This is a genomic window from Chitinasiproducens palmae (assembly GCF_900095735.1).
Classification (GTDB): domain Bacteria; phylum Pseudomonadota; class Gammaproteobacteria; order Burkholderiales; family Burkholderiaceae; genus Chitinasiproducens; species Chitinasiproducens palmae.
In genome coordinates this window covers 114,902-140,870 of sequence record NZ_FNLO01000014.1, presented here as the reverse complement: position 1 = coordinate 140,870, position 25,969 = coordinate 114,902, and the positions used below count along the sequence as shown (strand labels likewise).

The window sequence follows — 25,969 nt, the reverse complement described above, 5'->3', positions numbered from 1 at the left end:
TCGCTCAGCCGAAACGGCCGGTGATGTAGTCCTCGGTCTCGCGCCGATTGGGTTTGATGAACATGCGCTGCGTCTCGCCGAACTCGATCACCTCGCCCAGGTACATATAGGCGGTGTAGTCGGAGCAGCGTGCCGCCTGCTGCATATTGTGCGTGACGATCACCAGCGTGTATTCCGTCTTCAGCTCGGCGATCAATTCCTCGATGCGAGCCGTCGAGATCGGATCGAGCGCCGAGCACGGTTCGTCCAGCAGCAACACTTCGGGACGCACGGCGATGCCGCGCGCAATGCACAGCCGCTGCTGCTGCCCGCCGGACAGACCATTGCCGCTTTGGCCGAGCTTGTCCTTCACCTCGTTCCACAGCGCGGCCTTGCGCAGCGCCCACTCGACGCGGTCGTCCATCTGCGAGCGCGGCAGCTTCTCGAACAGCCGCACGGCGAACGCGATGTTCTCGTAGATCGACATCGGGAACGGCGTCGGCTTCTGGAACACCATGCCGATGCGGGCGCGCAGCAACGCCACGTCCTGACGGCTTTCGAGCAGGTTTTCGCCATCGACGACAATCCGGCCTTCGGCGCGCTGTTCCGGATAAAGCGAGTACATCTGATTGAAGGTGCGCAGCAGGGTCGACTTGCCGCAGCCGGACGGACCGATGAAGGCCGTGACACGATGCTCCGGTATCGACAGCGAGATGTTCTTCAGCGCGTGGAAATCGCCGTAGTAGAAATTGAGGCCGTCGACCTTGATCTTGGCCGGGCTCGCCGGCATCGACGATGCGGCAGTGGGCTGGACAGTGGCAGCGGTAGTCGTCATGTCACTTCTTTGCGATGAACGCGCGGGCGAGGATGTTGAGCAGGAGGACGCCGACGGTAATCAGGAAGACGCCGGCCCAGGCGAGTTGCTGCCATTCGACGAAGGGACTCATCGCGAACTTGAAGATCGTCACCGGCAGGTTCGCCATCGGCTTGCTCATGTCGGCGCTGAAGAACTGGTTCGACAGCGAGGTGAACAGCAACGGCGCGGTCTCGCCGGCAATGCGCGCCACCGCCAGCAGCAGGCCGGTGGCGATGCCGGCATAGGACGCGCGCAGCGTGATCGCGAGAATCATTCGCCACTTCGGCACGCCCAAGGCAGCCGCCGCTTCGCGCATCGCGTTCGGCACCAGCATCAGCATGTTTTCGGTTGCGCGGATCACGATCGGCACTTCGATCAGTGCCAACGCCAGCGCGCCGGCAAAGCCGCTGAACGAATTCATTTGCCGCACCACGATCGCATACACGAACAGACCGATCACGATCGACGGTGCCGACAGCAGGAGATCGTTGATGAAGCGGATCGTCGCGGCCAGCCGGCCACCGTGGCCGTACTCGACCAGATAGATGCCGGCCAGGATGCCGACCGGCGCGCCGATCAGCGTTGCCAGGCCGACCATCATCAGGCTGCCGGCGATGGCGTTGGCGAGCCCGCCGCCGGCCGTGTTCGGCGGCGGCGTCATGGCCGTGAAGAGGTCCAGCGACATGCCGCCAAGGCCCAGACGCACGACGGTGAAGAGGATCCAGATCAGCCAGACGAGTCCGAACGCCATCGCCGCCATCGACAGTCCGATCGCGAACGCGTTGCGGCGCTGGCGGCGGCGCTGCATCGCGGCGCGGCCGGCAACGGCGTGCGACGCGCTACGACGCTGCATGGAGATCGCTCTTTCGCTCATTGCTTGCCTCCGCGACGCTCGACACGACCCAGCATGATCTTCGAGAAGACCAGCACGACTAGCGTGATCGCAAACAGGATCAAGCCGAGTTCCATCAGGGCCGAGGTATGCAGGCCGTCCTGCGCCTCGGCGAATTCATTCGCCAGCGCGGAGGCGATGCTGTTGCCCGGCGCGAACAGCGACGCACCGGTGAAGAGATTGGAGTTGCCGATCACGAACGTCACGGCCATCGTCTCGCCAAGCGCCCGGCCCAGGCCGAGCATTACGCCGCCGATCACGCCGTTGCGGGTGTAAGGAAGCACGACCTTCCAGATCACTTCCCAGGTGGTACAGCCGATGCCGTACGCCGATTCCTTCAACAGGACGGGGGTGACCTCGAACACATCGCGCATCACCGAGGCGATGTACGGAATGATCATGATCGCGAGGATCAGGCCGGCGCACAGCAGGCCGATGCCGATCGGCGGGCCGGCGACCAGCGCGCCAAGCACGGGGACCGGTTCGAGCAACGCCTTCAGGGGCCGCTCGAACCAGTTGGCGAAAACCGGCGCGAAAACCAGCAGGCCCCACATGCCGTAGACGATCGACGGGATCGCGGCCAGCAGTTCGATGGCGGTACCGAGCGGCCGGCGCAGCCAGACCGGGGCAAGCTCGGTGAGAAACAACGCGATGCCGAAGCTGACCGGCACCGCCACGACCAGGGCGATCAGCGAGGTGACCAGCGTGCCGTAGATCGGCACCAATGCGCCATAGACGTCGGACGGTGGGTCCCACTCGTGCTGGATCAGGAAGCTGAAGCCGAACGCCTTGATCGACGGCCAGCAGTTGATCAGCAGCGACAGCAGGATGCCGGCAAGGACCAGCAGGACGCCGATCGCGGCGGTGCGTACCACCCCCGCAAAGACGATGTCGCCGAACGGCGAAGGCGGCGTGCGGCTAGAGCGGCTGGGGGCGGTGATTTCGGCTTCTGGCATGGCGAACTGGCCTGGACTTCGTTGACCGCTCCCGCCGCCGGCTATCAGCCCGGCGGCGGGAGGCACGCTCCTATCAGTACGAGACCGACTTGCCCGAGCCGTCCTTCACGTTCTTCCAGGCGGCGCGGATTTGCTGAACCACCGAGGCCGGCAGCGACACGTAGTCGAGCTCGGTCGCGGCAGCCTGGCCGTTCTTGAACGCCCAGTCGAAGAAGCGCAGCGTCTCGGCGCCCTGTTCCGCCTTGTCCTGGCGAGCGTGCACCAGCGCGAACGTGGCGCCGACGATCGGCCAGGCGTTGCGGCCCGGTTCGTTGGTCAGGATCTGGTAGAAGCTTTTCGACCAGTCGGCGCCGGCGGCCGCCGCCTTGAACGTGTCGATGGTCGGTGCAACCGTCGCGTGCTCGGCATTGACCATCTTCGTGAAGGTCATCTTGTTCTGCTTCGCGTACGCATATTCGACGTAGCCGATCGAGCCCGGCAGGCGTTGCACGAACGCCGCGACGCCGTCGTTACCCTTGCCGCCCGTGCCGACCGGCCAGTTGACCGTCGAACCTTCGCCGACCTTCGACTTCCAGTCGTTGTTCACCTTCGCCAGGTAGTTCGTGAAGATGAACGTCGTGCCCGAACCGTCGGCACGGCGCACCGGCGCGATTTCGGTATCCGGCAGCTTGACGCCCGGGTTCAGCTTCGCGATGGCCGGATCGTTCCAGCGCTTGATCTTGCCGAGGTAGATGTCGCCCAGCGTTTCGCCCGACAGCGTCAGGCCGCCGGGCTCGATGCCCGGCAGGTTGACCACCAGCACGACGCCGCCGACTACCGTCGGGAACTGCACCAGGCCTTGCTTAGCCAGTTCGTCATCCTTCAGCGGCGCGTCCGAACCGGCGAAGTCGACGGTCTTGGCAACGATCTGCTTGATGCCGCCGGACGAACCGATACCTTGGTAGTTGACCTGACCGCCACCGGACTTGTGGTAGGCGTCGGCCCACTTGTTGTAGATCGGCGCTGCGAAGGTGCTGCCCGCGCCGGTGATGTCGGCGGCCTGCGCGGTCAGCGCAAAAGTAGCGGTCACGAGTGCAGCGGCGAGCGTCGAAAGCGGCTTCATGGATTCCCCGTTCAAATGATGTTGGACCAAACAGGGCGAAGCGTACCGGCGCTATGTGTCAGTCATATGACAATCTAGCAGCGGTAGGGATGCAGGTGCAGGCGGGTGCGGGTGCGGGTGCGGGTGCGGGTGCGGGTGCGGGTGCGGGTGCGGGTGCGGGTGCGGGTGCGGATGCGGACGGCGGATTTGCCAGCGGCGCGCGGCGCGGCTGGGGCAAGGCACGATCGTAGTGCCCAGCGCCTCGCGCAATGAGGGTCGCAAGGGTCGAGCGAGCTTGCGGCTGCCAAGCGCCACCTGCAGTGGGTTGCGCCGCCACGACCGGTTCGGCCGCCTCGGTGGACCCGTTGCAGACCGGACCTGCGAGGCCAGGGTACCCATGCCAGCGCGCGGGCTGCCGGCTTGCGGTCGCCTCGGGCAACCGATCGGCGTGCGCCGAGCCACCGGCCGGCCGCGTCCGAGACGCGATCCGGCTGCCGCCGGGCCGGCGGCACCGCCGGCCGGAGCCCTACCGCCCTCGGCGGGCTGAGCCCAGGTCAGCCCAGGTTCAGGCTAACTCAGGCGAACGCTTCCCGAACCGCGGCGGCGATCGACTCGGCGTGGCTGTCGGCGGCGTCGGCCTCGCGGGCTTCGACCATCACGCGCAGCACCGGCTCGGTGCCGGACGGGCGAATCAAGACCCGGCCCTGCTCTCCAAGCGCCTGGCGCGATGCCGCCACGGCTTCGCTGATGCCGGGATGCGCGGACCACTCGGCGCCGCGTGCGATCGCGACGTTGATCAGCTTCTGCGGATACAGCCGCACCGGCTCGAGCAGTTCGGCGAGCGACTTGCCGCTGCGTTGCAGTGCCGCCAGGACCAACAGTGCTGAAATGATGCCGTCGCCGGTCGAATGGCGATCGAGCGACAGAATGTGGCCCGAACCTTCCGCGCCGAGCTGCCAACCGTGTTCCCTGAGCTTTTCGAGCACGTAGCGATCACCGACCGACGCGCGCACCAGTTCGACACCCTTGTCGCGCAGCGCCAGTTCGACGCCCAGGTTGGTCATCAGCGTACCGACCGCGCCCGGCACCGCGCCGTCGGTCGCGATCCGGTCGAGGACCAGCACGTACAGCAGTTCGTCGCCGTCGTACAACCGTCCGTCGGCATCAACCACCTGCAGACGGTCGGCGTCGCCGTCGAGCGCGATGCCGAGGTCGGCACGGTGCTCCGCGACCGCCGCCACCAGGGCCGCCGGCGCGGTGGCGCCGACGCCATCGTTGATGTTGAAGCCGTTCGGTTTGTCGCCGATCGCAATCACTTCGGCGCCCAGTTCATGGAACACGTGCGGCGCCACCTGGTACGCGGCGCCGTGCGCGCAGTCGACGACCAGACGCATGCCGCGCAGGTCGTGGCTGGCCGGGAAGGTGCTCTTGCAGAATTCGATGTAGCGACCGGCCGCGTCGTCCAGGCGCTTGGCCTTGCCGAGTTCGCGGGGTTCGGCGCACTCAAGCGGCGCTTCGAGCGCTTCCTCGATGCGCTGCTCGACTTCGTCCGGCAGCTTGTTGCCGTCGGCCGAGAAGAACTTGATGCCGTTGTCCGGATAGGGATTGTGCGACGCGCTGATCACGACGCCGGCCGACAGGCGCAGCGCACGGGTCAGATAGGCAATCGCCGGGGTCGGCATCGGTCCGGCCAGCATCACGTCGACACCGGCGGCGGCGAAACCCGATTCCAGGGCGGCCTCAAGCATGTAGCCACTGACCCGGGTGTCCTTGCCGATCAGGACGGTCGGCCGCTTCTTCCGGCTGGTGGCCTGCGCACGGGCCAGCACCTGACCGGCCGCGAAACCCAGCTTGAGAACGAAGTCGGGCGTGATCGGAGACACGCCAACGCGACCGCGGATGCCATCCGTACCGAAATAACGACGCTGCTGCATGCTTTTCCCTTTCCTTCCGATGGCCGGCTATGCCTGCCGGCCTTGACTGAGATGAAATCGTTCGACGGCGGCCCGGCACGGAGGCAGCACAGAGACGGCACAGAGGCGGCACGTTCCCGCGCGCTGCGCCGCCACGTCGTCGTGGCGGCGCGCGCCTCGCTCACTGGTTCGGCGACTGTCCGAGATGATCGTCGACAGCCTGCCAGATCTTCAGTGCGTCGACCGTCGCGCCGACGTCGTGCACCCGCACCAGGGCCGCGCCACGTGCGGCTGCCATCACGGCCGCCGCGACGCTGGCGGGCATGCGCGCATCGAGCGGTCGCTCGCCGACGATCGCGGTCAGCATCGACTTGCGCGACAGGCCGACCAGCACCGGCAGGCCGCCCGGCGAAGTGAGCGTCAACTCGCGCAGCAACTCGAAGTTGTGCTCGACCGTCTTGCCGAAGCCGAAGCCCGGATCAACGACGATGCGTTCGCGCGCGACGCCGGAGGCTTCCAACGCCGTCACCCGGCGGCTCAGGAACGTGCGCACCTCGCTGACGACGTTCTGGTACACGGGCGCCTTCTGCATCGTCTGCGGATCGCCTTGCATGTGCATCACGCACACCGCGCAGCGACTGCCCGCGATCGCTTCGAGCGCACCGTCCTCGGTGAACGCGCGAATGTCGTTGATCATCGATGCGCCGGCGGTGAGCGCTTCACGCATCACCTCCGGCTTGTAGGTATCCACCGAGATCGGTACGCCGAGGCCGGCCAGGCGCTCGACGATCGGGATCACGCGGCCGAGTTCCTCGTCCAGCGAGACGGGCGGCGCGCCCGGCCGGGTCGACTCACCGCCGACGTCGATCAGGTCGGCGCCTTCCTTGATCATCGACTCGGCGCGCCGCAGCGCCTCGTCGTGACCGATGAAGCGGCCGCCGTCGGAGAACGAGTCGGGCGTGACATTGAGAATGCCCATCACCAGCGGACGGGTCAGGGGGAGGCGGTATGCGCCGCAGTCTAGTTCGCCGGAAGTCAAGGGCATGGGTTCGTAGGGCACAGACAAAGACGGGCCGGTGCGTTCGCACCGGCCCGTCTCACTAAAGCAGCAGCTTCACTCAGGCAGGCGCCGTCGCGTTGCCCGGTTTCACTTCGGGACCGCTCCCGTCGCCGCCCGGCGCGCCACCCGAGGGCGGCGGCAGGTTCTTCGGCGGACGCGGCTGGCCGCCCGCCATGATGTCGTTGACCTGGTTGGCGTCGATGGTCTCCCATTCGAGTAGCGCCTTCACCATCACTTCGACCTTCTCGCGGTTGTCTTCCAACAGCTTGCGCGCATGCGAGTACTGCTCGTCGAGGATGCGACGGATTTCGGCGTCGACCTTCTGCTGCGTCGCTTCCGACACCGTCTTCGACGCCATCCGGCCGAACATCGAGTCCTGTTCGGTGTCGACATAGACCATCGTGCCAAGCACGTCGGACATGCCGTAGCGCGTCACCATGTCGCGCGCCATCTTGGTCGCGCGCTCGAAGTCGTTCGACGCGCCGGTCGACATCGAATCCAGGAACACTTCCTCGGCCGCGCGCCCACCGAACAGGATCGCGATTTCCTCCAGCATCTTGTTGCGGTACAGGTTGACCCGGTCGTGTTCCGGCAGCTGCCAGGTCACGCCAAGCGCCCAACCGCGCGGCATGATCGTCACCTTGTGAACCGGATCGGCGTGCGGCAAGAGCTTGGCCACGACCGCGTGACCCGACTCGTGGTACGCGGTGTTGCGGCGTTCTTCTTCGCGCATCACGGCCGACTTGCGCTCCGGACCCATGAAGATCTTGTCCTTCGCGTCCTCGAAATCCTGCATTTCGACGATGCGCTTGCCGCGCCGCGCGGCGAACAAGGCCGCCTCGTTGACGAGGTTGGCGAGGTCGGCGCCCGAGAAGCCAGGCGAGCCGCGCGCGATCACCGCCGCGTCGACGTCGTTCGAGATCGGCACCTTGCGCAGGTGCACCTTCATGATCTGCTCGCGGCCGCGGATGTCCGGCAAGCCCACATAGACTTGACGGTCGAAACGGCCCGGACGCAGCAGCGCCTTGTCGAGCACGTCGGAGCGGTTCGTGGCCGCGATCACGATGACGCCCGAGTTGGCCTCGAAGCCATCCATCTCGACCAGCATCTGGTTCAGCGTCTGTTCGCGTTCGTCGTTGCCGCCGCCCATGCCGGCGCCGCGATGACGGCCGACCGCGTCGATTTCGTCGATGAAGACGATACAGGGGGCGTGCTTCTTGGCCTGTTCGAACATGTCGCGGACCCGCGCCGCGCCCACGCCAACGAACATTTCGACGAAGTCCGAACCCGAGATGCTGAAGAACGGCACCTTGGCTTCACCCGCGATCGCCCGTGCCAGCAGCGTCTTACCGGTTCCCGGCGGACCCACCAGCAGTACGCCTCGCGGGATGCGGCCGCCAAGCTTCTGGAATTTCTGCGGATCGCGCAGGAAATCGACCAGTTCGGACACTTCCTCTTTCGCCTCGTCGCAGCCGGCTACGTCCGTGAAGTTGATCGCGTTGTTGTTCTCGTCGAGCAGGCGGGCGCGCGATTTACCAAAGGAGAACGCGCCGCCTTTGCCACCGCCCTGCATCTGTCTCATCATGTAGACCCAGAAGACGAGAATCAGGATGGTGGGGCCGAGATAGTACAGCGCGGAGATCAATGGATTCTGCTCGTCCTCCGGCTTGCCGCTTACCTGGACGCCGTACTTCATCAGGTCGCTGATCATCCACAGGTCGCCGGGCTGGACGATCTGGTATTTGTTGCCGTCCGCCGGCGTCACGGTAAGGTTGCGGCCCTGCACCGTCACCGCCTTCACCTTGCCGTTCTTGGCGTCGTCCATGAACTGCGAATAGGACACGCCTTCCTGAACGCGGGGCTTGTCGAACTGCTTGAACACCGTGAACAGCACCAGTGCGATCACCAGCCACACTGCTGCCTTAGAGAACATATTGTTGTTCAAAGCACCACTCCTTCACTGATATCGCCCGGCCCCGCTCGACTGGACGCTTGTAAGGTCATTCTAATCCACCTTTGGACGCGCCGCCATGCGAGCGGCGGCGTCTAGGCGCTACGCTTGAGATGACGCCCGAGAATGAAGGTCTCGGACGACTTGTCACGGGAAGCCTTGGGCTTGCGGGGCGCGACCTGCTTGAATTGCGACTTGAACTTCTCGACGATCTGACTGTAGCCGCTGCCGTGAAAACACTTCACCAGTAATGCGCCCTCGGGCTTCATGTGCGCCTGTGCGAACTCCAACGCCAGATCGCACACATGCTCGATGCGGGCGGCGTCGGCTACCGACACGCCGGATAGGTTTGGGGCCATATCCGAAATTACAAGGTCGACTTTTTCGCCGCCGAGCAGTTCTTCGAGCTGGCGCAGCACTGCATCCTCGCGAAAATCGCCCTGGATGAACGTGACGTCGGCGATCGGCTCCATCGGCAGCATGTCGAGCGCCACGATCCGTCCGTCGAGTCCGGCCTTGCCCGGCGAGGACAGCTTGTTGCGCGCGTACTGGCTCCAGCTGCCGGGCGCCGCGCCCAGATCGACGATGATCTGGCCGCGTCGGATCAGGTGGTCCTGCTCGTCGATTTCCTTGAGCTTGTACGCGGCGCGCGCGCGGTAGCCCTCGCGCTGCGCGAGTTTCACGTAGGGATCGTTGATGTGGTCGTGCAACCACGCGGTATTGAAGCGGTTTTTAGCCATGAAAAGCGTGTCTACGACTGCGTGTTTCGGCGATAATACGGCCTTTCCTCCGCGGCACCGGCGCCAACCAGCCGGCCTCAGCCTGCGGAGTCATGCGCCGGCAACGCCGCGCCCAGATTCCATGCGCGCCCTGCGCGCCCCCGACTCCATGTCCGCCCCTCAACTGTCCCCGGCCCAACGCGCCGACCTGCGCGCTGAAGCGCACCTGCTCAAGCCCGTCATCATCGTCGGCGCCGACGGCCTGACCGAACCCGTCATCGCGGAGACCGACCGCGCGCTCAACTCGCATGGCCTGATCAAGATCCGCGTGTTCGGCGACGATCGCGACCACCGCCTGGACGTGTACCGCACGCTGTGCGATCGGCTCGGCGCCGCGCCGGTCCAGCACATCGGCAAGCTGCTGGTGATCTGGCGCGCCAAGCCGGCCAAGCCCGCCGCCACTGCCCCGGCGGCGGCGCCGCGTGCCGCCAAGACGCGCGGCGCGTCGACCCGCATGCCGGAACGCAGCGAGGCGGCGCCCCGTGGCGCGCGCAGCCAGCTGGCCGGCGCGACCCGTCCCGGCACGTCGAAGTCGGCACCGCGCGCGGGCGCGGGCATCGGACCGAAGACCGTGAAGGGTGGACCGCGCGTGGTACACGTGGTCAAGCCGACCAGCAATCCGATGCGCCGCCCGAAGGCGACGCCGACCGTGGTGCTGGGCAACGAACGCGTCACCGCGGGCGGCCTGGTCAAACGGGCCAAGCCGCGGACCGGCAGCGTCAAGCGTCAGCGCCAGACCGACAAGTAAGCGCGATCGGCCTGCCGACGCACCGCGTGCGCCGCGCCGGCCCGCCACCGGGGTATCACCCGATGTCCTGACTCGGCGTCCTGACTCTCAGTTCTTCCCCGGCATCCCGACTCGGCGTCTCCACCGAGCCAACCGTCCGAACCACAGGGCTGGGACTTTCGAACGTCAAACGTCACAGGTCGAACGTCGCACGAAGGGCGCGGCGCCGGTGCACGGTGCCAGCCGCGAAGCGACGACGACTGCGCTGCTGCATCGGTTTGCCGCAGCCCGCGACGCAGCGATATCCATTTGAAGAGAGGAAACATCGTGCGGGACGCCCCGCTCGGCGCCGCTGGCCACGCCAACGGCAGGCAACGGCAAGCAACGGCAAGCAACGGCAGGCGATGGCAGGTAATGACAGGACTGGCGGACCAACTTCCGGCCGGGCCACGACCGCCTGTCATCGTTCGACGGGTCGACGGCCCGACCGCCACGCGCTTGCGGCGCGTGGCTCGCTTGCCTCAGACGTAGCGAACGGCGATCACTTCGTATTCGCGGATGCCGCTCGGCGCCTGCACCGATGCGACGTCCCCTTCGCTCTTGCCGATCAACGCACGCGCCAGCGGCGAACTGACCGAAATCCGGCCGTTGTCGAGGTCCGCCTCGTCGTCGCCGACGATCTGGTAGGTCACCTTGTCGCCGCTTTCCAGTTCCTCGAGGTCCACCGTCGCCGCAAACACGACACGGCCTTCCGCGTCCACCGACGTGGGGTCGATCACCTGCGCGGCCGACAGCTTGGACTCAAGTTCCATGATGCGGCCTTCGATGAAGGCTTGCTTCTCCTTGGCCGCGTCGTATTCCGCGTTTTCAGACAAATCACCCTGGGCACGCGCCTCGGCGATCGAATTGATCACGGACGGCCGCTCGACCGACTTCAAGCGGTGCAGCTCTTCTTTCAGCAGTTCGGCACCGCGCTTTGTCAAAGGGATCGTACTCATGGACACCAACAAAAATATCGCCGTCGCCAGCGCGCCCTTCCGTGAGCGCCGCCGACCACGGACTGTGACGTTCCGGCCTTCGCGTACGTGACGCCGGTTCCGGTCCCTGTAATTTCCCGCGCGCGGCCCGCTGCAGCAACCGCGACACCGTGGCCGCCCGCCCTGCCCCGCGGCCACGCACGAGAATTCATCGACAAAAAGCGCATCGGGCCGATCGCGAAAGCGGCGCCGCCGGGAAGTGCATCCTGTTCCAGCCTAGGATGAACTTCCCGGCGGCGTCTCGTTCCGCTGCCGGCCCGACGCTTCGACGCCCCGAAACGGGGCATCGCAGAAAGCTTAGTTTAGGCGAGCATGCAGTCCTTGTAAATCGTAGACCTTGAGCTCGCGCAGATAACGCAGGCCTTCGACCGCGGCGCTGGCCCCGGACATCGTCGTGTAGTACGTCACGTGGTTGGCCTGCGCGCTCATCCGGATCGAGCGCGAATCCGCCACCGCGGTGCGCGTTTCGTCGACCGTGGTGAAGACCAGCGCGATCTCGCCGTTCTTGATCATGTCGACGATGTGCGGCCGGCCGTCCTTCACCTTGTTCACGACGCGCACCGGCACGCCGGCAGCCTGGATCGCGGCGGCCGTCCCCTTCGTTGCGACGATCGGATAGCCCAGCGCGTGCAGGCGTCGGGCGACCTCGACGGCCGCCGGCTTGTCGCCGTCGGTCACGGTCAGCAGCACCGTGCCCGACTCCGGCAGACGCGAACCGGCCGCCAACTGCGACTTGAACAGCGCCTCGCCGAACGTCTCGCCCACGCCCATCACTTCGCCGGTCGAGCGCATTTCGGGGCCGAGCACCGGATCGACGGTCGGGAACTTCGCGAACGGGAACACCGCTTCCTTGACGCTGAAATACGGCGGCACGACTTCCTTCTCGACCCCCTGCGACGCCAGCGTCTGCCCGACCATGCAGCGTGCGGCAACCTTCGCGAGCTGGATGCCGGTGGCTTTCGACACGTACGGCACGGTCCGCGAAGCACGCGGGTTCACCTCGAGCACATAGACCACGTCCTGGCCGTCGACCTGCTGGATCGCGAACTGCACGTTCATCAGGCCGACCACGTGCAGCGCACGCGCCATCGCGGCGGTCTGCCGACGCAGTTCGTCGACGGTCGCCGGCGCCAAGGAGTACGGCGGCAGCGAACAGGCGGAGTCGCCCGAGTGCACGCCAGCCTGCTCGATATGCTGCATCACGCCGCCGATGAACACCTGTTCGCCGTCGCAAATGCAGTCGACGTCGCATTCGATCGCATCGTTCAGGAAGCGATCCAGCAGCACCGGCGAATCGTTTGAAACCTTCACCGCCTCGCGCATATAGCGTTCGAGGTCGCGCGGCTCGTGGACGATCTCCATCGCGCGGCCACCGAGCACGTACGACGGGCGCACGACCAGCGGGTAGCCGATCTCTTCGGCCAGCGCCAGCGCCTCGGTCTCGGCCCGGGCAGTACGATTCGGCGGCTGGCGCAGGCTGAGTTCCTGCAGCAGCTTCTGGAAGCGCTCGCGGTCCTCGGCGGCATCGATCATGTCCGGCGAGGTGCCGACGATCGGCACGCCGTTGGCTTCCAGGTCCAGTGCCAGCTTGAGCGGCGTCTGACCGCCGTACTGGACGATCACGCCCAGCGGCTTTTCCTTGTCGACGATCTCCAGCACGTCCTCCAGCGTCAACGGCTCGAAGTACAGGCGGTCGGAGGTGTCGTAGTCGGTCGAGACGGTCTCGGGATTGCAGTTAACCATGATGGTCTCGTAGCCATCCTCGCGCATCGCCAGCGCCGCGTGCACGCAGCAATAGTCGAACTCGATGCCCTGGCCGATCCGGTTCGGACCGCCGCCCAGCACCATGATCTTCTTCGCCTGGGTCGGCTCGGCCTCGCACTCTTCCTCGTAGGTCGAGTACATATAGGCGGTGTTCGTCGCGAATTCCGCGGCGCAGGTGTCGACCCGCTTGTACACCGGCCGCACGCCGAGCGCCAGACGACGTTCCCGCACGGCTGTCGGGGTCGCGCCAACCAGGCGTGCGATGCGGCGGTCCGCAAAGCCGCTGCGCTTCAGGTAGCGCAATTCCGCTTCGCTCAGACTGTCGAGCGCACGCTCGGCCAGCGCCTTCTCCTTCAGCACGATCTGCTCGATCTGCGCGAGGAACCACGGGTCGATCGCGGTTTCCTCGTGGATCTCCTCGATCGTCATGCCCAGGCGGAACGCGTCCGCGACATACCAGATGCGGTCCGGTCCGGCTTCGCCGATTTCCTCGACGATCTCGTCGCGATCGCTCGACTTCTCGTCGAGGCCGTCGACCCCGACTTCCAGGCCGCGCAGCGCCTTCTGGAACGATTCCTGGAAGGTGCGGCCGATTGCCATCACCTCGCCCACCGACTTCATCTGCGTGGTCAGATGCGAGTCCGCTTCGCGGAATTTCTCGAACGCGAAACGCGGGATCTTCGTCACCACGTAGTCGATCGACGGTTCGAACGAAGCCGGCGTCTGGCCACCGGTGATCTCGTTGCGCAGTTCGTCGAGGGTGTAGCCGACCGCCAGCTTGGCGGCGATCTTCGCGATCGGGAAGCCGGTGGCCTTCGAGGCCAGTGCCGACGAGCGCGAGACCCGCGGGTTCATCTCGATCACGATCATCCGCCCGTCGGCCGGATTGATCGCGAACTGCACGTTGGAGCCGCCCGTGTCGACGCCGATTTCCCGCAGCACGGCCAGCGACGCATTGCGCATCAACTGGTATTCCTTGTCCGTGAGCGTCTGGGCGGGCGCCACCGTGATCGAGTCACCGGTGTGAATGCCCATCGGGTCGAGGTTTTCGATCGAGCAGACGATGATGCAGTTGTCGGCGCGGTCGCGCACGACCTCCATCTCGAATTCTTTCCAGCCGAGCAGCGACTCCTCGATGAGCAGTTCGCGGGTCGGCGACAGGTCGAGGCCGCGCTTGCAGATTTCCTCGAATTCCTCGCGGTTGTAGGCAATGCCGCCGCCCGAACCGCCAAGCGTGAAGGACGGCCGGATCACCATCGGATAGCCGCCGGAGCCGGTCTCGGCCGCGATCTGCGCCTGGACCTTGAGCGCCTCTTCCATCGAATGGGCAATCCCGGACTTGGCCGAACCCAGTCCGATCGAGGTCATCGCCTCCTTGAACTTCTGCCGGTCCTCGGCCTTGTCGATCGCCTCCGGCGAAGCGCCGATCAGCTCGACGCCATATTGCGCGAGCACGCCGTGCTGGTGCAGCGCGAGCGCGCAGTTCAGCGCCGTCTGGCCGCCCATGGTCGGCAGGATCGCGTCGGGACGCTCCTTGGCGATGATGCGCTCGACCACTTCCCAGGTGATCGGCTCGATGTAGGTGACGTCGGCCGTGTCCGGGTCGGTCATGATGGTCGCGGGATTGCTGTTGACCAGGATGACGCGAAAGCCTTCCTCGCGCAGCGCCTTGCAGGCCTGGGCGCCGGAATAGTCGAACTCGCAGGCCTGACCGATGACGATCGGACCAGCGCCGATGATCAGGATGCTCTTGATGTCGTTACGCTTCGGCATAAAGCTCTCGAAGGATGATTCGGTTTTTCGATGCACGGGCGAGCCGCGGTGCGTGACCGCGTGCCCTTTCGGTATTCGGGTGGCGGCCGCGCCGCCGGTGTGCCGCTCAGCGTCGGCCCGCGCTCACGCGGCGCGCCGTTCGGCCATCGACGCGACGAAGCGGTCGAACAGGTAGGCCACGTCGGCCGGACCAGGCGATGCCTCGGGGTGGCCCTGGAAGCAGAACGCCGGCTTGTCGGTCAGCGCGAAGCCTTGCAGCGTCTGGTCGAACAACGACACGTGGGTGACGCGCGCGTTGGCCGGCAACGTCTGCGCATCGACCGCGAAGCCGTGGTTCTGCGAGGTGATGACCACGCGCCCGTCGTCGAGATCCTTGACCGGGTGGTTCGCGCCGTGGTGGCCGGTCTTCATCTTGACCGTCTTGGCGCCGACGGCGAGCGCCATCAACTGATGGCCGAGACAGATGCCGAAGGTCGGGATGCCGCGGGCGATGGCCTCGCGCGTGGCGGTGATCGCGTAGTCGCACGGCTCGGGATCCCCCGGGCCGTTCGACAGGAAGATGCCGTCCGGCTTGTGCGCCAGCGCTTCCTCGATCGTCGACTGCGCGGGCAGCACGACAACGTCGCAGCCCCGCTCGGCCAGCATCCGCAGGATGTTGTACTTGACGCCGTAATCGAACGCGATGACCTTGTAACGGGGCGAAGCCAACTCGCCGTAGCCACGGCCCAGATGCCATTCGGTCTGGCGCCAGTCATAGGACTTCGTCGACGAAACGTCCTTCGCGAGGTCCATGCCCGACAGGCCGGCGAAGCTGCGCGCCAGTTCGACGGCCCGCTCCGGATTGTCCTCGCCGGCCAGCAGGCAGGCGTTCTGGGCGCCCTTGTCGCGCAGCAGGCGCGTCAGGCGGCGCGTGTCGATGCCGGCGATGCCGACCACGCCCTGCGACTTCAGATAGTCGTCGAGCGTGCGGGTCTGGCGGAAGTTCGAGGCCCGTACCGGCAGATCGCGGATGACCAGGCCGGCGGCGCAGATGCGCGACGCCTCGACATCCTCGTCGTTGACGCCGACGTTGCCGATGTGCGGATAGGTCAGCGTGACGATCTGGCGCGCGTAGCTGGGATCGGTGAGAATTTCTTGATAGCCGGTGAGCGCGGTGTTGAACACCACTTCACCGATCGCGTGGCCCTCGGCACCGAACGACCAGCCGCGGAAGACGGTTCCATCGGCGAGGGCGAGCAAGGCGGGAGGCAAAGACGGCAGCACGGGAAGCTCCTGAAAGGACAACCCTGTTGCCGACCCGTCCGTCACCATCGATCGCCTAGACGTGCAGCGACGACAACCGCACCGCTGCGTCCGGCGCGCCCGGCTCCGCGTCGCGGCGCGGTCGGATGGACCACGCACTGCGCCGGCGAGCCGTCTGCTTGGACTGGGACGGGGACGAACGTGAAAGAGGGGTAGGCGCTAGGGCGAGACTGATTTGGCTAAACCTGTCGATTATAGCCTGAGCGCCGTTGGAAATCCAGCTATCGGCTGCATCGACGGACGCAACCGATGACCTGCTCAGCGGCGGATCTTAACGCCCGTGCCGCCCGTCCTGCCCTTCGCCGCCACCTTGCGGACCGCCTTGCGCGATGCCGAACGGTTGCCGGTCGTGGTCTTGCGCGATGCCTGCACCGGCGCCTTGCGGCCCTTCTTGACCGGCGCCGGCGCCGAGACCCGCTTGACCGGCAGCGGCGCGGCGGCGGCGCGGCGCTCGACCGTGGCCGAGGCTCGCACGATGCCGCGGCTCGGACTGCTTACCGCAACGTTTTCGATCGGCATCGCCCGCGGTGCCGCGGCGATGGTCTGGCCGGCCGGCACATGGACCACGACCCGTGCACCGGCGGGCAGCACGCCGCCGCGCAGACGGTTCCAGCTGCGCACCTGCGACTCGCTCACGCCATAGCGCTGCGCGAAACTGTCCAGCGACTCGCGCCGCGCCACGCGTACCAGCATGCGCCGGGTGTCGGGACGGTCCGGCTCGACGGCCAGCACCGCGCGCTCGGCGATGTCGGCGCTGATGTCTTCGACGTCGTCGTCGCCCGACTTCGGCACCAGCACGGTCGAACCCGGTTTCAGGCGCATGCCGGCGGGAATCTTGTTGACCGCGACCAGGGTGTCGGCGTCGACGCCGATCTTCGCCGCCAGTGCGGCCGGACGCTCGCGGCTGTCGACCGTGTAGGTCGTCCAGCTCGACAGCGGTCCGTTGAAATGCTTGAGGTTGCGCTCGAAGCGCGCGGCGTTGTCGAACGGCAGCAGGATCTGCGGCGAGGTGGCGCCCAGGATCACCGGCTTGGTGAACGACGGATTCAACGCCTTGAAGTCGTCGAGCGACAGGTCGGCCAGCTTCGCCGCGACCTTCACGTCGATGTCACGCGACGTCGTCACCGTGACGAAGTACGGGTGGTTCGGAATCGACGGCAGGTTCAGGCCGTAGCGCCTCGGATCGACGATCAGGTTCTTGACCGCCTGCAGCTTCGGCACGTAGTTGCGCGTCTCGGCCGGCATGCGCAGGCTCAGATAGTCGGTCGGCAGGCCCTGCGCGGCATTGCGGTTGATCGCACGCTGCACATTGCCCTCGCCCCAGTTGTACGCGGCCAGCGCGAGTTGCCAGTCGCCGAACATGTCGTGCAGGCGGCTGAGATAGGCCAGCGCAGCGTCGGTCGAGGCCAGCACATCGCGGCGCTCGTCCTGGAACATGTTCTGCTTCAGGTTGTAATCGCGGCCGGTGCCCGGGATGAACTGCCACATGCCCGCCGCCTTTGCCACCGACAATGCCTGCGGGTTGTATGCACTTTCGACGAACGGCAACAACGCCAGCTCGGTCGGCATGTGGCGTTGCTCGAGCTGTTCGACGATGTGATAGAGATACAGCCGCGAGCGGCCGATCATGCGTTCGACATACTCGGGCCGCGACGCGTACCAGTCGGTTTTCGACTGCGCGAGATCGGTATCGAGGTCCGGCAACTGGAAGCCGTCGCGAACGCGGGTCCAGATGTCGCGATTGTCGACGGCAAGCGAATCGACACTCGCGTGATCGAGGTCGATCGTGCGGGATGCGCCGTTACGGCGCAGCGCATCGTGCAGTGGCGTGGTCTTGGATCGATCCTGATTGGAGGCCAGCGCATCGGTGGCGAGGCCGTCATCGGATGTTCTGGTGGCCGTACCGGCGCAGGCGGTCAGCATCAGCGCCGACAGCACACAGAAGAGCAATCGCATCAGCGTCTCTGAGGGAAGCGGGTAGAACGGGATGGAGCGATGGTAGGGAAGCGTCTCGGCTTCGTCAACCAGCGTTACAAATTCATGCGAATAATCCAGCACCTAGATAACTTTTCAAGAAAAAATCTAAGGCTGGAAAACGTCCTTCCAGGCGCGCAGCGCAGCGAAACGCGGGGCGCCCGGGGGCACCGCGCGCCCGGCCCGCGCCTCAAGCGTGGCGGCGATCTCGGGCACATCGACCCGCAGAAACGGGTTGCGCGCCCGCTCGTCGCCGAGCGTGGTGGGTACGGTCGGCTGGCCCTTTTCGCGCAGTGCGCTCGCCTCGCGATCGAACGCCTGTAACACCCGATTGCCCGGCTCGCAGGCCAGTGCGAAGCGGATATTGGCCAGCGTGTACTCGTGTGCGCAATGCACGCGGGTGGTATCGGGCAGCGCCGCGAACCCGCCCAGCGACGCATGCATCTGCTCCGGCGTCCCTTCGAAAAGCCGGCCGCAACCGCAGGCGAAGAGCGTGTCGCCGCAGAACAGGCGTGGCGCCCCGAGGCGCGCGTCGGCCGAGTAAAACGCGATGTGGCCGCGCGTGTGCCCGGGCGTATCCAGCACCTGGAAATCGAGCGCCAGACCGGGCACCGCGACGCGCTCGCCGCCTCGAACCGGGCGGTCGACCGTCGCGATCGCCTCGACCGCCGGACCGAACACCGGTGCGCCGGGCGCATCGGCCAACAGGGCAGGCACACCGGCGACATGGTCGGCGTGATGATGCGTGAGTAGAATAGCGGCCAGTTGCAGCTGACGCGCTCGCAGCATCGCCTGCACGGGCGCCGCCTGGCCCGGATCGACGACGACCGCTTGCGCGCCATCGTCCAGCACCCAGATGTAGTTATCCTGCAGGGCCGGCAAGGCGGTGCAGACGAGCGCGTCGGCCCGATGTTCGGTAGCGATAGTCGACTCCGGACTAGTCTGGTACAACGCGCCGCGCCGTCGAGCGCCGCACGCGCCGAATGCGCCGAATGCGCGGCGGCAGTGCCGGTCGCGCCGTTTCGGGCACCATGGGGTCTCGGGATGCCGTACGGCATGCCCGTTTCCAATACACCTTAGCAGAACTCCCGCTGCGTCACCGGACCGACATGGCTGACCGTTTTCCGACCGACTGGCCCGCATGGACCGAGACGCCACCCGGCGCCTACATCCTCGCATGGGAACAGGCGCAACTCGACCGGCTGGTTGGCGACATGTTCGGCTACCATGCGGTCCAGATCGGCTTGCCCCATCTCGCCGCGCTGCGCGAAAGCCGCATGAGCCACCGGACCCTGTTGCTCGACGCGGCCTTGGGCGAGGCGCCGCGGGGCGCCGACGGCGGGCCGCGCTGGCCCAGCGACGCGCAGCGCCCGCCGGGCATCGACTCGATCGTCGCCGGCGAGGTCCTGGACCTGCCGTTCGCAACGCAGAGCGTCGACCTGCTGGTGCTGCCGCACGTGCTGGAACTGAGCGACGACCCGCACGCGCTGCTGCGTGAAGCCGAACGCGTGCTGGTGCCGGAGGGGCGGCTGGTCATCGTGGGCTTCAACTCGCTGAGCCTGTGGGGCGTGCGCCAGTCGGTCGCCCGCATGGCCAGACGCTCGTTCGTACCCGCCACGCAGAACCTGATCGCCTTTACGCGAATCAAGGACTGGATCAAGCTGCTGGGCTTCGAACTGAGTCGCGGTCGCTTCGGCTGCTATCGTCCGCCGGTGGCAAGCGACAAATGGCTGAACCGCTATGCGTTCATGGAAAAGGCGGGCGATCGCTGGTGGCCGATCTTTGGCGCGACCTTCCTGATCACGGCAATCAAGCGTGAACGCGGCATGCGCCTGATCGGTCCGGCATGGAAGAAACGCAAGGCGGTGGTGCCGGCACTCGCGCCCGTGGCGCCGGCCGCCGCGCCGCGCCGCGCGAGCGAATCGGGCACGCGCGCGAGCAGACACGAAGCAATGAAACGAACAGACAGCCAGACAGCACAGCAATGACCCAGCAAAACCATGTCGAGATCTACGCCGACGGCGCGTGCAAAGGCAACCCCGGCCCCGGCGGCTGGGGAGCGGTCCTGCGCTTCGGCCAGGTCGAGAAGGAAATTTTCGGCGGCATGCCGAATACGACGAACAACCGGATGGAGCTGACGGCCGTGATCGCCGCGCTCACCCTCCTGAAACGGCCATGCGAGGTGGTGATCTACACTGACTCGCAATACGTGCAGAAAGGCATCAGCGAGTGGATCCACGGCTGGAAGAAAAAGAACTGGATGACCGCGGCGAAGGCGCCGGTGAAGAACGCCGACCTGTGGCGGGAGCTGGATGCGCTGACGCAGGCACACGACATCCAGTGGCGCTGGGTCAAGGGCCACGCCGGCCATCCCGAGAACGAACGCGCCGATGCACTCGCGAACAAGGGCGTGCTGAGCCCGGCCGGACCAGCCGCGACGCTCGCGTGAAGACGGCCTGCCGCGATCTCGCGCGCTGGCACGCCGTGCGCTCACGCCCCGCCGTCCCTGCCCGCCGCGCTTAATAAACTTCACGCAGACTTCACGCAACCTTCGCGCCGACTTGCGAGTCGCCTGCTTACGCCATTGTCCCGAACCGCCTCCTGATCATCATGCGTCAACTCGTCCTGGATACCGAAACCACCGGCCTGAACGCCCGCACCGGCGATCGTGTGATCGAAATCGGCGCGGTGGAACTGGTGAACCGGCGCCTGACCGGCAACAACCTGCACTTCTACATCAACCCCGAACGCGACAGCGATCCGGGCGCGCTCGCCGTGCACGGCCTGACCACGGAATTCCTGTCGGACAAGCCGAAGTTCGCCGAGATCGCCGCCACGCTGCGCGAATACTTGAGCGGCGCGGAACTGATCATCCATAACGCGCCGTTCGACGTTGGCTTCCTGCATGCGGAATTTGAGCGTCTGAGCATGCCGCCGCTGCACGAATACTGCGGCGCGATCACCGATACGCTCGTGGTGGCGAAGCAAATGTTCCCGGGCAAGCGCAATTCGCTCGATGCGCTGTGCGACCGGTTTGGCATTAGCAACGCGCACCGCAAGCTGCATGGCGCGTTGCTCGACGCGGAACTGCTTGCCGACGTCTACCTGGCAATGACGCGCGGACAGGAAAGCCTGGTGATCGAGAGCATCGGCGAGCCCGGCGAGGCAATCCGCACGGACGTGACCGGTCTGGCGCTGTCGTTCGCGAAGCTGAACCTACCGGTCTTGCGGGCCAGCGAGGCGGAGCAGGCGGCACATGTCGCCACGCTCGACGACATCGAGCGCGCGGCGCGCAAGACCGCCGTGTGGCGCGCGCTCCCCAGCGAGGCCGGTGTCGGCGAGGCCGGCTGACTGCCTGGTGCGCGGTGTGCCGGGCGTCGCAGTTACGCCCGCCTTTTCCTTGTGAGCGCGTGGCCGAGCGTGCACAATTGTTCCAATCTTGCCGCTCATTGTTGACATGCCGTTCAATGTCCCGATTCTGCTGACCTGGCTGCGTATCGTGCTGATACCGCTGACGGTCGGCGTCTTCTATCTGCCGTCGGGCATCCTTTCGCCAGCCGACCGGAATCTGTGCGCGGCGCTGATCTTCATTCTTGCGGCGCTCACCGATTGGTTCGATGGCTTTCTGGCGCGAAAGCTCGACCAGACGTCGGCGTTCGGCGCCTTCCTGGACCCGGTCGCGGACAAGCTGATGGTGACCGCCGCGCTGCTGGTCCTGGTGCAGCTCGGTCGGCTGAACGCGGCGATCGCGTTGATCATTGTCGGCCGAGAAATCACCATCTCCGCGCTGCGTGAATGGATGGCCAAGATCGGCGCCTCGAAGAGCGTCGCAGTGAATTCGCTCGGCAAGATCAAGACGGTCTGCCAGATGGTTGCGATCCCGATGCTCCTGCTGTGGGGTACACCGGTGATCGGCGGCGTACGCATCCTGCCGTTCATCGATACGCCGCTGTGGGGCGAGTGGCTGATCTATCTGGCCGCCCTGCTGACCATCTGGTCGATGTTCTACTACATGAAGCTGGCCTGGCCGCAGATTCGCGAGCGCAGCGCCGGCCAGTGAGGCCGGTCACGAAAAATTCTTGTTGACATAGACCGGGCTGGCATCCATAATTTCTGTCTCGCTTCTGACTGCAAACGCGGACAGAAACGAGCAAAGATCAAGCGCAGTGGCGCAGCTAGTCGGTGCCTTGATCAGCGTAGTAAAGCGGCGCAGTAAAGCGGTAGCACACCAGCAGTATCGGTGCGGGAATAGCTCAGTTGGTAGAGCGCAACCTTGCCAAGGTTGAGGTCGCGAGTTCGAGCCTCGTTTCCCGCTCCAACAATTTCGGTCGGTTTGTCGGCACCCTGTCGACAGATTGCCAAAGCGCTTAGCGCGGGAATAGCTCAGTTGGTAGAGCGCAACCTTGCCAAGGTTGAGGTCGCGAGTTCGAGCCTCGTTTCCCGCTCCAGGACAGGGAAGCCACGCTTCCCTTTTTCTTTGAAAGACCGTCGCCAATGACGGTCTTCCACCCGGCGGGGTGGCAGAGTGGTCATGCAGCGGCCTGCAAAGCCGTGGACGCCGGTTCGATTCCGACCCCCGCCTCCATCGTTCGTCTCCCCTCCTTCTTGCGCTGTCGACGATCGCTCATCGCGACCGTCGAAACGACGAATGCGCACGTCGCCATCAATACGTCCCAGAGCGCGCGGTACTGCCACATAGTCACGCGTTGCCGGCTCACCGGCTGGCATTCCCTGCCTCGCCTGCAATGCCCTGCCTCCCGATCTTTGCAGGAATGGACCGTGCATCGCGTCAGCTCAGCTTTCCGCGTCGACGCGCGAACTCGATATCCAATATCGCCTGCCGGGCATCGTGCGTCGCGCCGATCAGCATCGGCATACGATGCACCGACGCTTCAAAAGAGGCAACGATGAGCAGCCGCGCCACGACCCAACGCAGCAAGCGCAGCCGGACCGGCAAGCGCAGTCCATCGCGTGTACGGCGACGCACCGCGCGCACTCCCACAGGCGGCAAGCGTGCGGCCGGGAAGAGGACGCGCGACCGCACGCGTGGCAGTGGCGGCTCGAACCGCAAGCGTGCCACGACGCGTCGCACGCGCACGGCGCGCTCGGCTGATCAGGCCGGCCGAGCGAAAGCAGGTTCGCACCGGCGCGGCCGCTCCGTCCGTCATGCCAAGGCCGCAGGCAGCGGCACGCATCGCCGCACTGCCGCGTCGACGCCGGACCGCTGGTCACAGCGCGTCACCGAGCACAGCGATGCGATGGATCTGGAAAACGGTGTGTTCAAACAGCACGACCCGGAAAGGCTGGCGCGCTCCGTGAAGGCATCGGCCGAACGCAGCCGGCGCCGGCGTGGCACGCCGTTCCAGTCGGCAATGTCGATGCTCAACTTTTATGGCAATCGCGCTAGACGCAACCTTTCACGCGACCAGAAGGCCGTGCTGCAGAAAGCAAAGGACGCCTTGCGCGCCCTGTATGGCCGGGAACCGAAACCGCGCACATAGGCGGTCTCAAGGTTGCCGCGATGGGAGACACCTTGCATCCATTCTGATGCCGCGTTACGCGGCGTCTCGCATCCGATTGTTTTGCAGCGATGCGTGGCGCACTGTATCGGACGCGTGAGCGGCGATGTGTGGCGTGCCGCATCGCCGCTCGCGCGCAGCGATGCCGCCTTGCCGCGGTCGGATGAAGCGCGGCGCCATCTCGGGAGGGACGGGCACGACCGCAGCGCATCGCGCTCAGGCTGGCAGTGCCTCGGCTTCCTGTCGTGCCTCGGCCTGGGCGAGCGGCTCGTCGCCACGCGAATAGAAGATCCGGGTCTTGCCATGCGGCGCGGGCTCGCCGTTCTCGTCGAGACTGACGAACACGATCCGGTCGATCGTCAGGATGCTCTTGCGGGTCATCTTGTTACGTACCTCGCATCGCAAGGTAACCGACGTATGACCGAAGCGGGTCGCCGTCATGCCCAGTTCGATCACGTCGCCCTGCCGGGCGGAACTGACGAAATTGATCTCGGACATGAAGCGGGTGACCACGCGCGGATTGTCGAGTTGGCACATGGCGTAGATCGCGGCTTCCTCGTCGATCCAGGCCAACAGGCTGCCGCCGAACAGCGTGCCGTTCGCATTGAGGTCCTCGGGCTTGACCCATTTGCGGGTATGAAAATTCATCATGGTGCTCCTGCTCGCGGCGTGCCTGCGTTTGCGGCGCCGCCCTGCCGATTCGATTGGACGTTCCGCTGCGATCGCCTGGCGATTCGGAACGCGACCCTATGATTATAGGGTTTACCCTAGTATTTTCAAGGTGATCAAATAAATACGTGCGCGTCTCCTGCCGCTGCCGCCGCGACCGTCGTGCATACGATCGCCTGTCGGCATCGGTTATGATTTCGCTTTACCGTATGAAAGATGCAATGGAAACCTTGGAATGGCGTTGCAAAGCGTTTGCCGAACTCGACACGCTTGAGTTGTACCGCGTCCTCGAAGCGCGCTGCGCCGTTTTCGTAGTTGAGCAACGTTGTGTTTACGCCGACATCGACGGCCTCGACGTGGAAGCGGTGCACCTGTTTGCCATCGACAACGGTGCGCCGGACCAGCCGTTGGTCGCGTGTGCGCGGTTGTTCGCGCCCACCGAGGAAGAGCCGCTCGCGCAGATCGGCCGCGTGCTGACCGCGGCACAGTATCGCGAGCACGGCATCGGCCGCATGTTGATGCAGCGCGCGCTCGACGAAGTCGCGCGCCGCTGGCCGCACACGCCGATCCGGCTGAATGCGCAGCAGTACCTGCGGGCGTTCTACGAATCGTTCGGCTTCAAGCGCACCGGCGGCCCCTATCTCGAAGATGGCATCCCGCACATCGAGATGCGCCGGGCACCGCGCTGATCTTCGCGTTGCTGGGATGGCGCCGCAGGCCGGCGTCACTCCATCGATAGCACCCAGTCCCAGCCGTGGCACACTGCCGCGTGCCGCGGGCTCCCCGGCTCAGCGCTTGAGCAGGCGCTGTACGTCCGCCAGGATCGCTGCGTCCTTGTCGCCCTCCATCGCGACCAGGCGGGCACGGCCGGCACGATCGAACACATACACGCCGGCGCTGTGCATGACCTCGTACGCACCATCGTCGCTCGCATGCGCGGCCTCGTACGCGACGCGATAACGCTTGGCTAGCCAGCGGATCTGCGCCGGCGTGCCGCTCAGTCCGATCGCGTGCGCTGGATCGAAGGCGGCGACGTAGCGGGTCATTGCCGCCGGCGTGTCGCGCGCCGGGTCGACCGTGACGAACACGATGCGAACGTCATCGGCCGCGTCACCGAGCCGGCCGAGCACCGACACCAGCTTGCCGAGCGTGGTCGGACACACATCGGGACAGTGCGTATAGCCGAAGTACAGCAGGACCACCTTGCCGGCCACCAGACGCTGGTCTACCTCACCACCCTGCCGGCCGCTCAACGTGAAGGCCAGATCGGGAAGGTGACCGGACACGTCCGTCAGATGCCAGCCGCCGTCGCCGTCGCCGTCGCCGTCGCCGTGGCCACGCGAGCATGCGCTCAAGCTGGCGATGCCCAGCCCGAGCCCGCCTAGCGCCGCGGCGGCGAGCGCCGCACGCAGACAGGCGCGGCGCTTGGAACGAACAACGGCGGAAGGGTGAACCATGGCGACGAAAGCTAGGAGTGAAGATGAGCCGCGATGCATCCCAGTGGCAGCCCGGTGCAGCCCGGTGCGGCCGAGGTGTGGCCCGCGTGCGCCTCAAGCAGCGGGCCATGCGGGGCTGTGCAAGGCCACGCGTGACTACGGGAGGCCAAACAGGGCCACGCGCAAAACCGCGCAGCGGCCACCGATGAATCACAGACAGGCCGCACGCAGGCCCCCATTGCAGGGCCGGCTGCTACGCGGTGCTTGTGCCGTCGGCTTGCGCAGGAACGGCGAGCCGCGC

The 25,969-nt window shown here is 66.0% G+C and carries 23 protein-coding genes and 3 tRNA genes; 10 read left to right on the top strand and 16 right to left on the bottom strand.

Going from position 1 to position 25,969, the window contains the following annotated elements:
• Positions 1–4: 4 nt before the first annotated feature.
• The 8 genes from pstB to BLU54_RS20235 form a co-directional block, all read right to left on the bottom strand.
• Entirely contained in the window at positions 5–769 is a 765-nt protein-coding gene (gene pstB, locus BLU54_RS20270) for a phosphate ABC transporter ATP-binding protein PstB (RefSeq protein ID WP_235838057.1), read from the bottom strand.
• 46 nt (positions 770–815) lie between these two features.
• Positions 816–1,709, bottom strand: a complete 894-nt coding sequence (gene pstA, locus BLU54_RS20265; protein WP_091912418.1) for a phosphate ABC transporter permease PstA — start codon at positions 1,707–1,709, stop codon at positions 816–818.
• The gene (gene pstC, locus BLU54_RS20260; protein WP_091912417.1) at positions 1,706–2,683 is read right to left on the bottom strand and encodes a phosphate ABC transporter permease PstC; all 978 of its coding nucleotides are present in this window, start codon (positions 2,681–2,683) and stop codon (positions 1,706–1,708) included. The genes pstA and pstC overlap by 4 nt, the downstream gene beginning before the upstream one ends.
• A gap of 73 nt (positions 2,684–2,756) precedes the next feature.
• Positions 2,757–3,785, bottom strand: a complete 1,029-nt coding sequence (gene pstS / locus BLU54_RS20255) for a phosphate ABC transporter substrate-binding protein PstS (RefSeq protein WP_091912416.1) — start codon at positions 3,783–3,785, stop codon at positions 2,757–2,759.
• A 554-nt stretch (positions 3,786–4,339) separates the two neighbouring features.
• Positions 4,340–5,698, bottom strand: coding sequence for a phosphoglucosamine mutase (gene glmM, locus BLU54_RS20250; RefSeq protein WP_091912415.1), 1,359 nt, complete (start codon positions 5,696–5,698; stop codon positions 4,340–4,342).
• Positions 5,699–5,858: 160 nt separating this feature from the next.
• The gene (gene folP / locus BLU54_RS20245; RefSeq protein WP_091912413.1) at positions 5,859–6,722 is read right to left on the bottom strand and encodes a dihydropteroate synthase; all 864 of its coding nucleotides are present in this window, start codon (positions 6,720–6,722) and stop codon (positions 5,859–5,861) included.
• 73 nt (positions 6,723–6,795) lie between these two features.
• Complete coding sequence (gene ftsH, locus BLU54_RS20240; protein ID WP_091912411.1) at positions 6,796–8,682, bottom strand: ATP-dependent zinc metalloprotease FtsH; 1,887 nt, start codon at positions 8,680–8,682, stop codon at positions 6,796–6,798.
• A 101-nt stretch (positions 8,683–8,783) separates the two neighbouring features.
• On the bottom strand, positions 8,784–9,428 hold the full coding sequence (locus BLU54_RS20235) for an RlmE family RNA methyltransferase (RefSeq protein WP_091912409.1): 645 nt from the start codon (positions 9,426–9,428) through the stop codon (positions 8,784–8,786).
• Between the two features lie 148 nt (positions 9,429–9,576).
• On the opposite strand from BLU54_RS20235, the gene BLU54_RS20230 reads away from it, so the two are divergent.
• A complete protein-coding gene (locus BLU54_RS20230) occupies positions 9,577–10,215 on the top strand; it encodes a YhbY family RNA-binding protein (RefSeq protein WP_091912485.1) in 639 nt (212 codons plus the stop codon).
• A gap of 500 nt (positions 10,216–10,715) precedes the next feature.
• Here the strand turns inward: BLU54_RS20230 and greA are convergent, their stop codons facing one another.
• From greA to gloB, 5 genes are all read right to left on the bottom strand, one after another.
• Entirely contained in the window at positions 10,716–11,192 is a 477-nt protein-coding gene (gene greA, locus BLU54_RS20225) for a transcription elongation factor GreA (RefSeq protein ID WP_091912407.1), read from the bottom strand.
• A 336-nt stretch (positions 11,193–11,528) separates the two neighbouring features.
• Positions 11,529–14,768: a carbamoyl-phosphate synthase large subunit gene (carB, locus tag BLU54_RS20220; RefSeq protein WP_091912405.1), complete on the bottom strand. Its 3,240-nt coding sequence runs from the start codon at positions 14,766–14,768 to the stop codon at positions 11,529–11,531.
• A 123-nt stretch (positions 14,769–14,891) separates the two neighbouring features.
• On the bottom strand, positions 14,892–16,031 hold the full coding sequence (gene carA / locus BLU54_RS20215) for a glutamine-hydrolyzing carbamoyl-phosphate synthase small subunit (protein ID WP_091912483.1): 1,140 nt from the start codon (positions 16,029–16,031) through the stop codon (positions 14,892–14,894).
• A gap of 297 nt (positions 16,032–16,328) precedes the next feature.
• Complete coding sequence (locus BLU54_RS20210; RefSeq protein ID WP_091912403.1) at positions 16,329–18,026, bottom strand: transglycosylase SLT domain-containing protein; 1,698 nt, start codon at positions 18,024–18,026, stop codon at positions 16,329–16,331.
• 126 nt (positions 18,027–18,152) lie between these two features.
• Positions 18,153–18,926: a hydroxyacylglutathione hydrolase gene (gene gloB, locus BLU54_RS20205; protein ID WP_235838055.1), complete on the bottom strand. Its 774-nt coding sequence runs from the start codon at positions 18,924–18,926 to the stop codon at positions 18,153–18,155.
• A 227-nt stretch (positions 18,927–19,153) separates the two neighbouring features.
• Here gloB and BLU54_RS20200 point away from each other — a divergent pair, with 227 nt between their 5' ends.
• The 7 genes from BLU54_RS20200 (at position 19,154) to BLU54_RS20170 (ending at position 22,629) form a co-directional block, all read left to right on the top strand.
• Positions 19,154–20,032, top strand: a complete 879-nt coding sequence (locus tag BLU54_RS20200) for a class I SAM-dependent methyltransferase (protein WP_091912401.1) — start codon at positions 19,154–19,156, stop codon at positions 20,030–20,032.
• Complete coding sequence (gene rnhA, locus BLU54_RS20195) at positions 20,029–20,493, top strand: ribonuclease HI (RefSeq protein ID WP_091912398.1); 465 nt, start codon at positions 20,029–20,031, stop codon at positions 20,491–20,493. The genes BLU54_RS20200 and rnhA overlap by 4 nt, the downstream gene beginning before the upstream one ends.
• Positions 20,494–20,654: 161 nt before the next feature.
• Positions 20,655–21,395 carry a DNA polymerase III subunit epsilon gene (dnaQ, locus tag BLU54_RS20190; protein ID WP_091912396.1) on the top strand — a complete coding sequence of 247 codons (741 nt, stop codon included), beginning with the start codon at positions 20,655–20,657 and terminating at the stop codon, positions 21,393–21,395.
• A 106-nt stretch (positions 21,396–21,501) separates the two neighbouring features.
• Positions 21,502–22,104 carry a CDP-diacylglycerol--glycerol-3-phosphate 3-phosphatidyltransferase gene (pgsA, locus tag BLU54_RS20185; protein WP_091912394.1) on the top strand — a complete coding sequence of 201 codons (603 nt, stop codon included), beginning with the start codon at positions 21,502–21,504 and terminating at the stop codon, positions 22,102–22,104.
• A 182-nt stretch (positions 22,105–22,286) separates the two neighbouring features.
• Positions 22,287–22,362: transfer RNA gene (locus tag BLU54_RS20180), tRNA-Gly, on the top strand.
• Between the two features lie 54 nt (positions 22,363–22,416).
• Positions 22,417–22,492, top strand: a tRNA-Gly gene (locus tag BLU54_RS20175).
• 63 nt (positions 22,493–22,555) lie between these two features.
• A tRNA-Cys gene (locus BLU54_RS20170) sits at positions 22,556–22,629 on the top strand.
• Positions 22,630–22,833: 204 nt separating this feature from the next.
• Here the strand turns inward: BLU54_RS20170 and BLU54_RS24410 are convergent.
• Positions 22,834–22,968: a hypothetical protein gene (locus BLU54_RS24410; RefSeq protein ID WP_268874551.1), complete on the bottom strand. Its 135-nt coding sequence runs from the start codon at positions 22,966–22,968 to the stop codon at positions 22,834–22,836.
• Here BLU54_RS24410 and BLU54_RS24405 point away from each other — a divergent pair.
• Complete coding sequence (locus BLU54_RS24405) at positions 22,952–23,545, top strand: DUF3175 domain-containing protein (RefSeq protein WP_091912392.1); 594 nt, start codon at positions 22,952–22,954, stop codon at positions 23,543–23,545. The genes BLU54_RS24410 and BLU54_RS24405 overlap by 17 nt on opposite strands.
• A gap of 234 nt (positions 23,546–23,779) precedes the next feature.
• Here BLU54_RS24405 and BLU54_RS20160 read toward each other — a convergent pair whose 3' ends face one another.
• Positions 23,780–24,211, bottom strand: a complete 432-nt coding sequence (locus BLU54_RS20160; protein WP_091912479.1) for an acyl-CoA thioesterase — start codon at positions 24,209–24,211, stop codon at positions 23,780–23,782.
• A gap of 242 nt (positions 24,212–24,453) precedes the next feature.
• Here BLU54_RS20160 and BLU54_RS20155 point away from each other — a divergent pair, with 242 nt between their 5' ends.
• Positions 24,454–24,921, top strand: a complete 468-nt coding sequence (locus BLU54_RS20155) for a GNAT family N-acetyltransferase (protein ID WP_235838048.1) — start codon at positions 24,454–24,456, stop codon at positions 24,919–24,921.
• A gap of 99 nt (positions 24,922–25,020) precedes the next feature.
• Here BLU54_RS20155 and BLU54_RS20150 read toward each other — a convergent pair whose 3' ends face one another.
• A complete protein-coding gene (locus tag BLU54_RS20150) occupies positions 25,021–25,689 on the bottom strand; it encodes an SCO family protein (protein WP_091912389.1) in 669 nt (222 codons plus the stop codon).
• Positions 25,690–25,969: the final 280 nt, after the last annotated feature.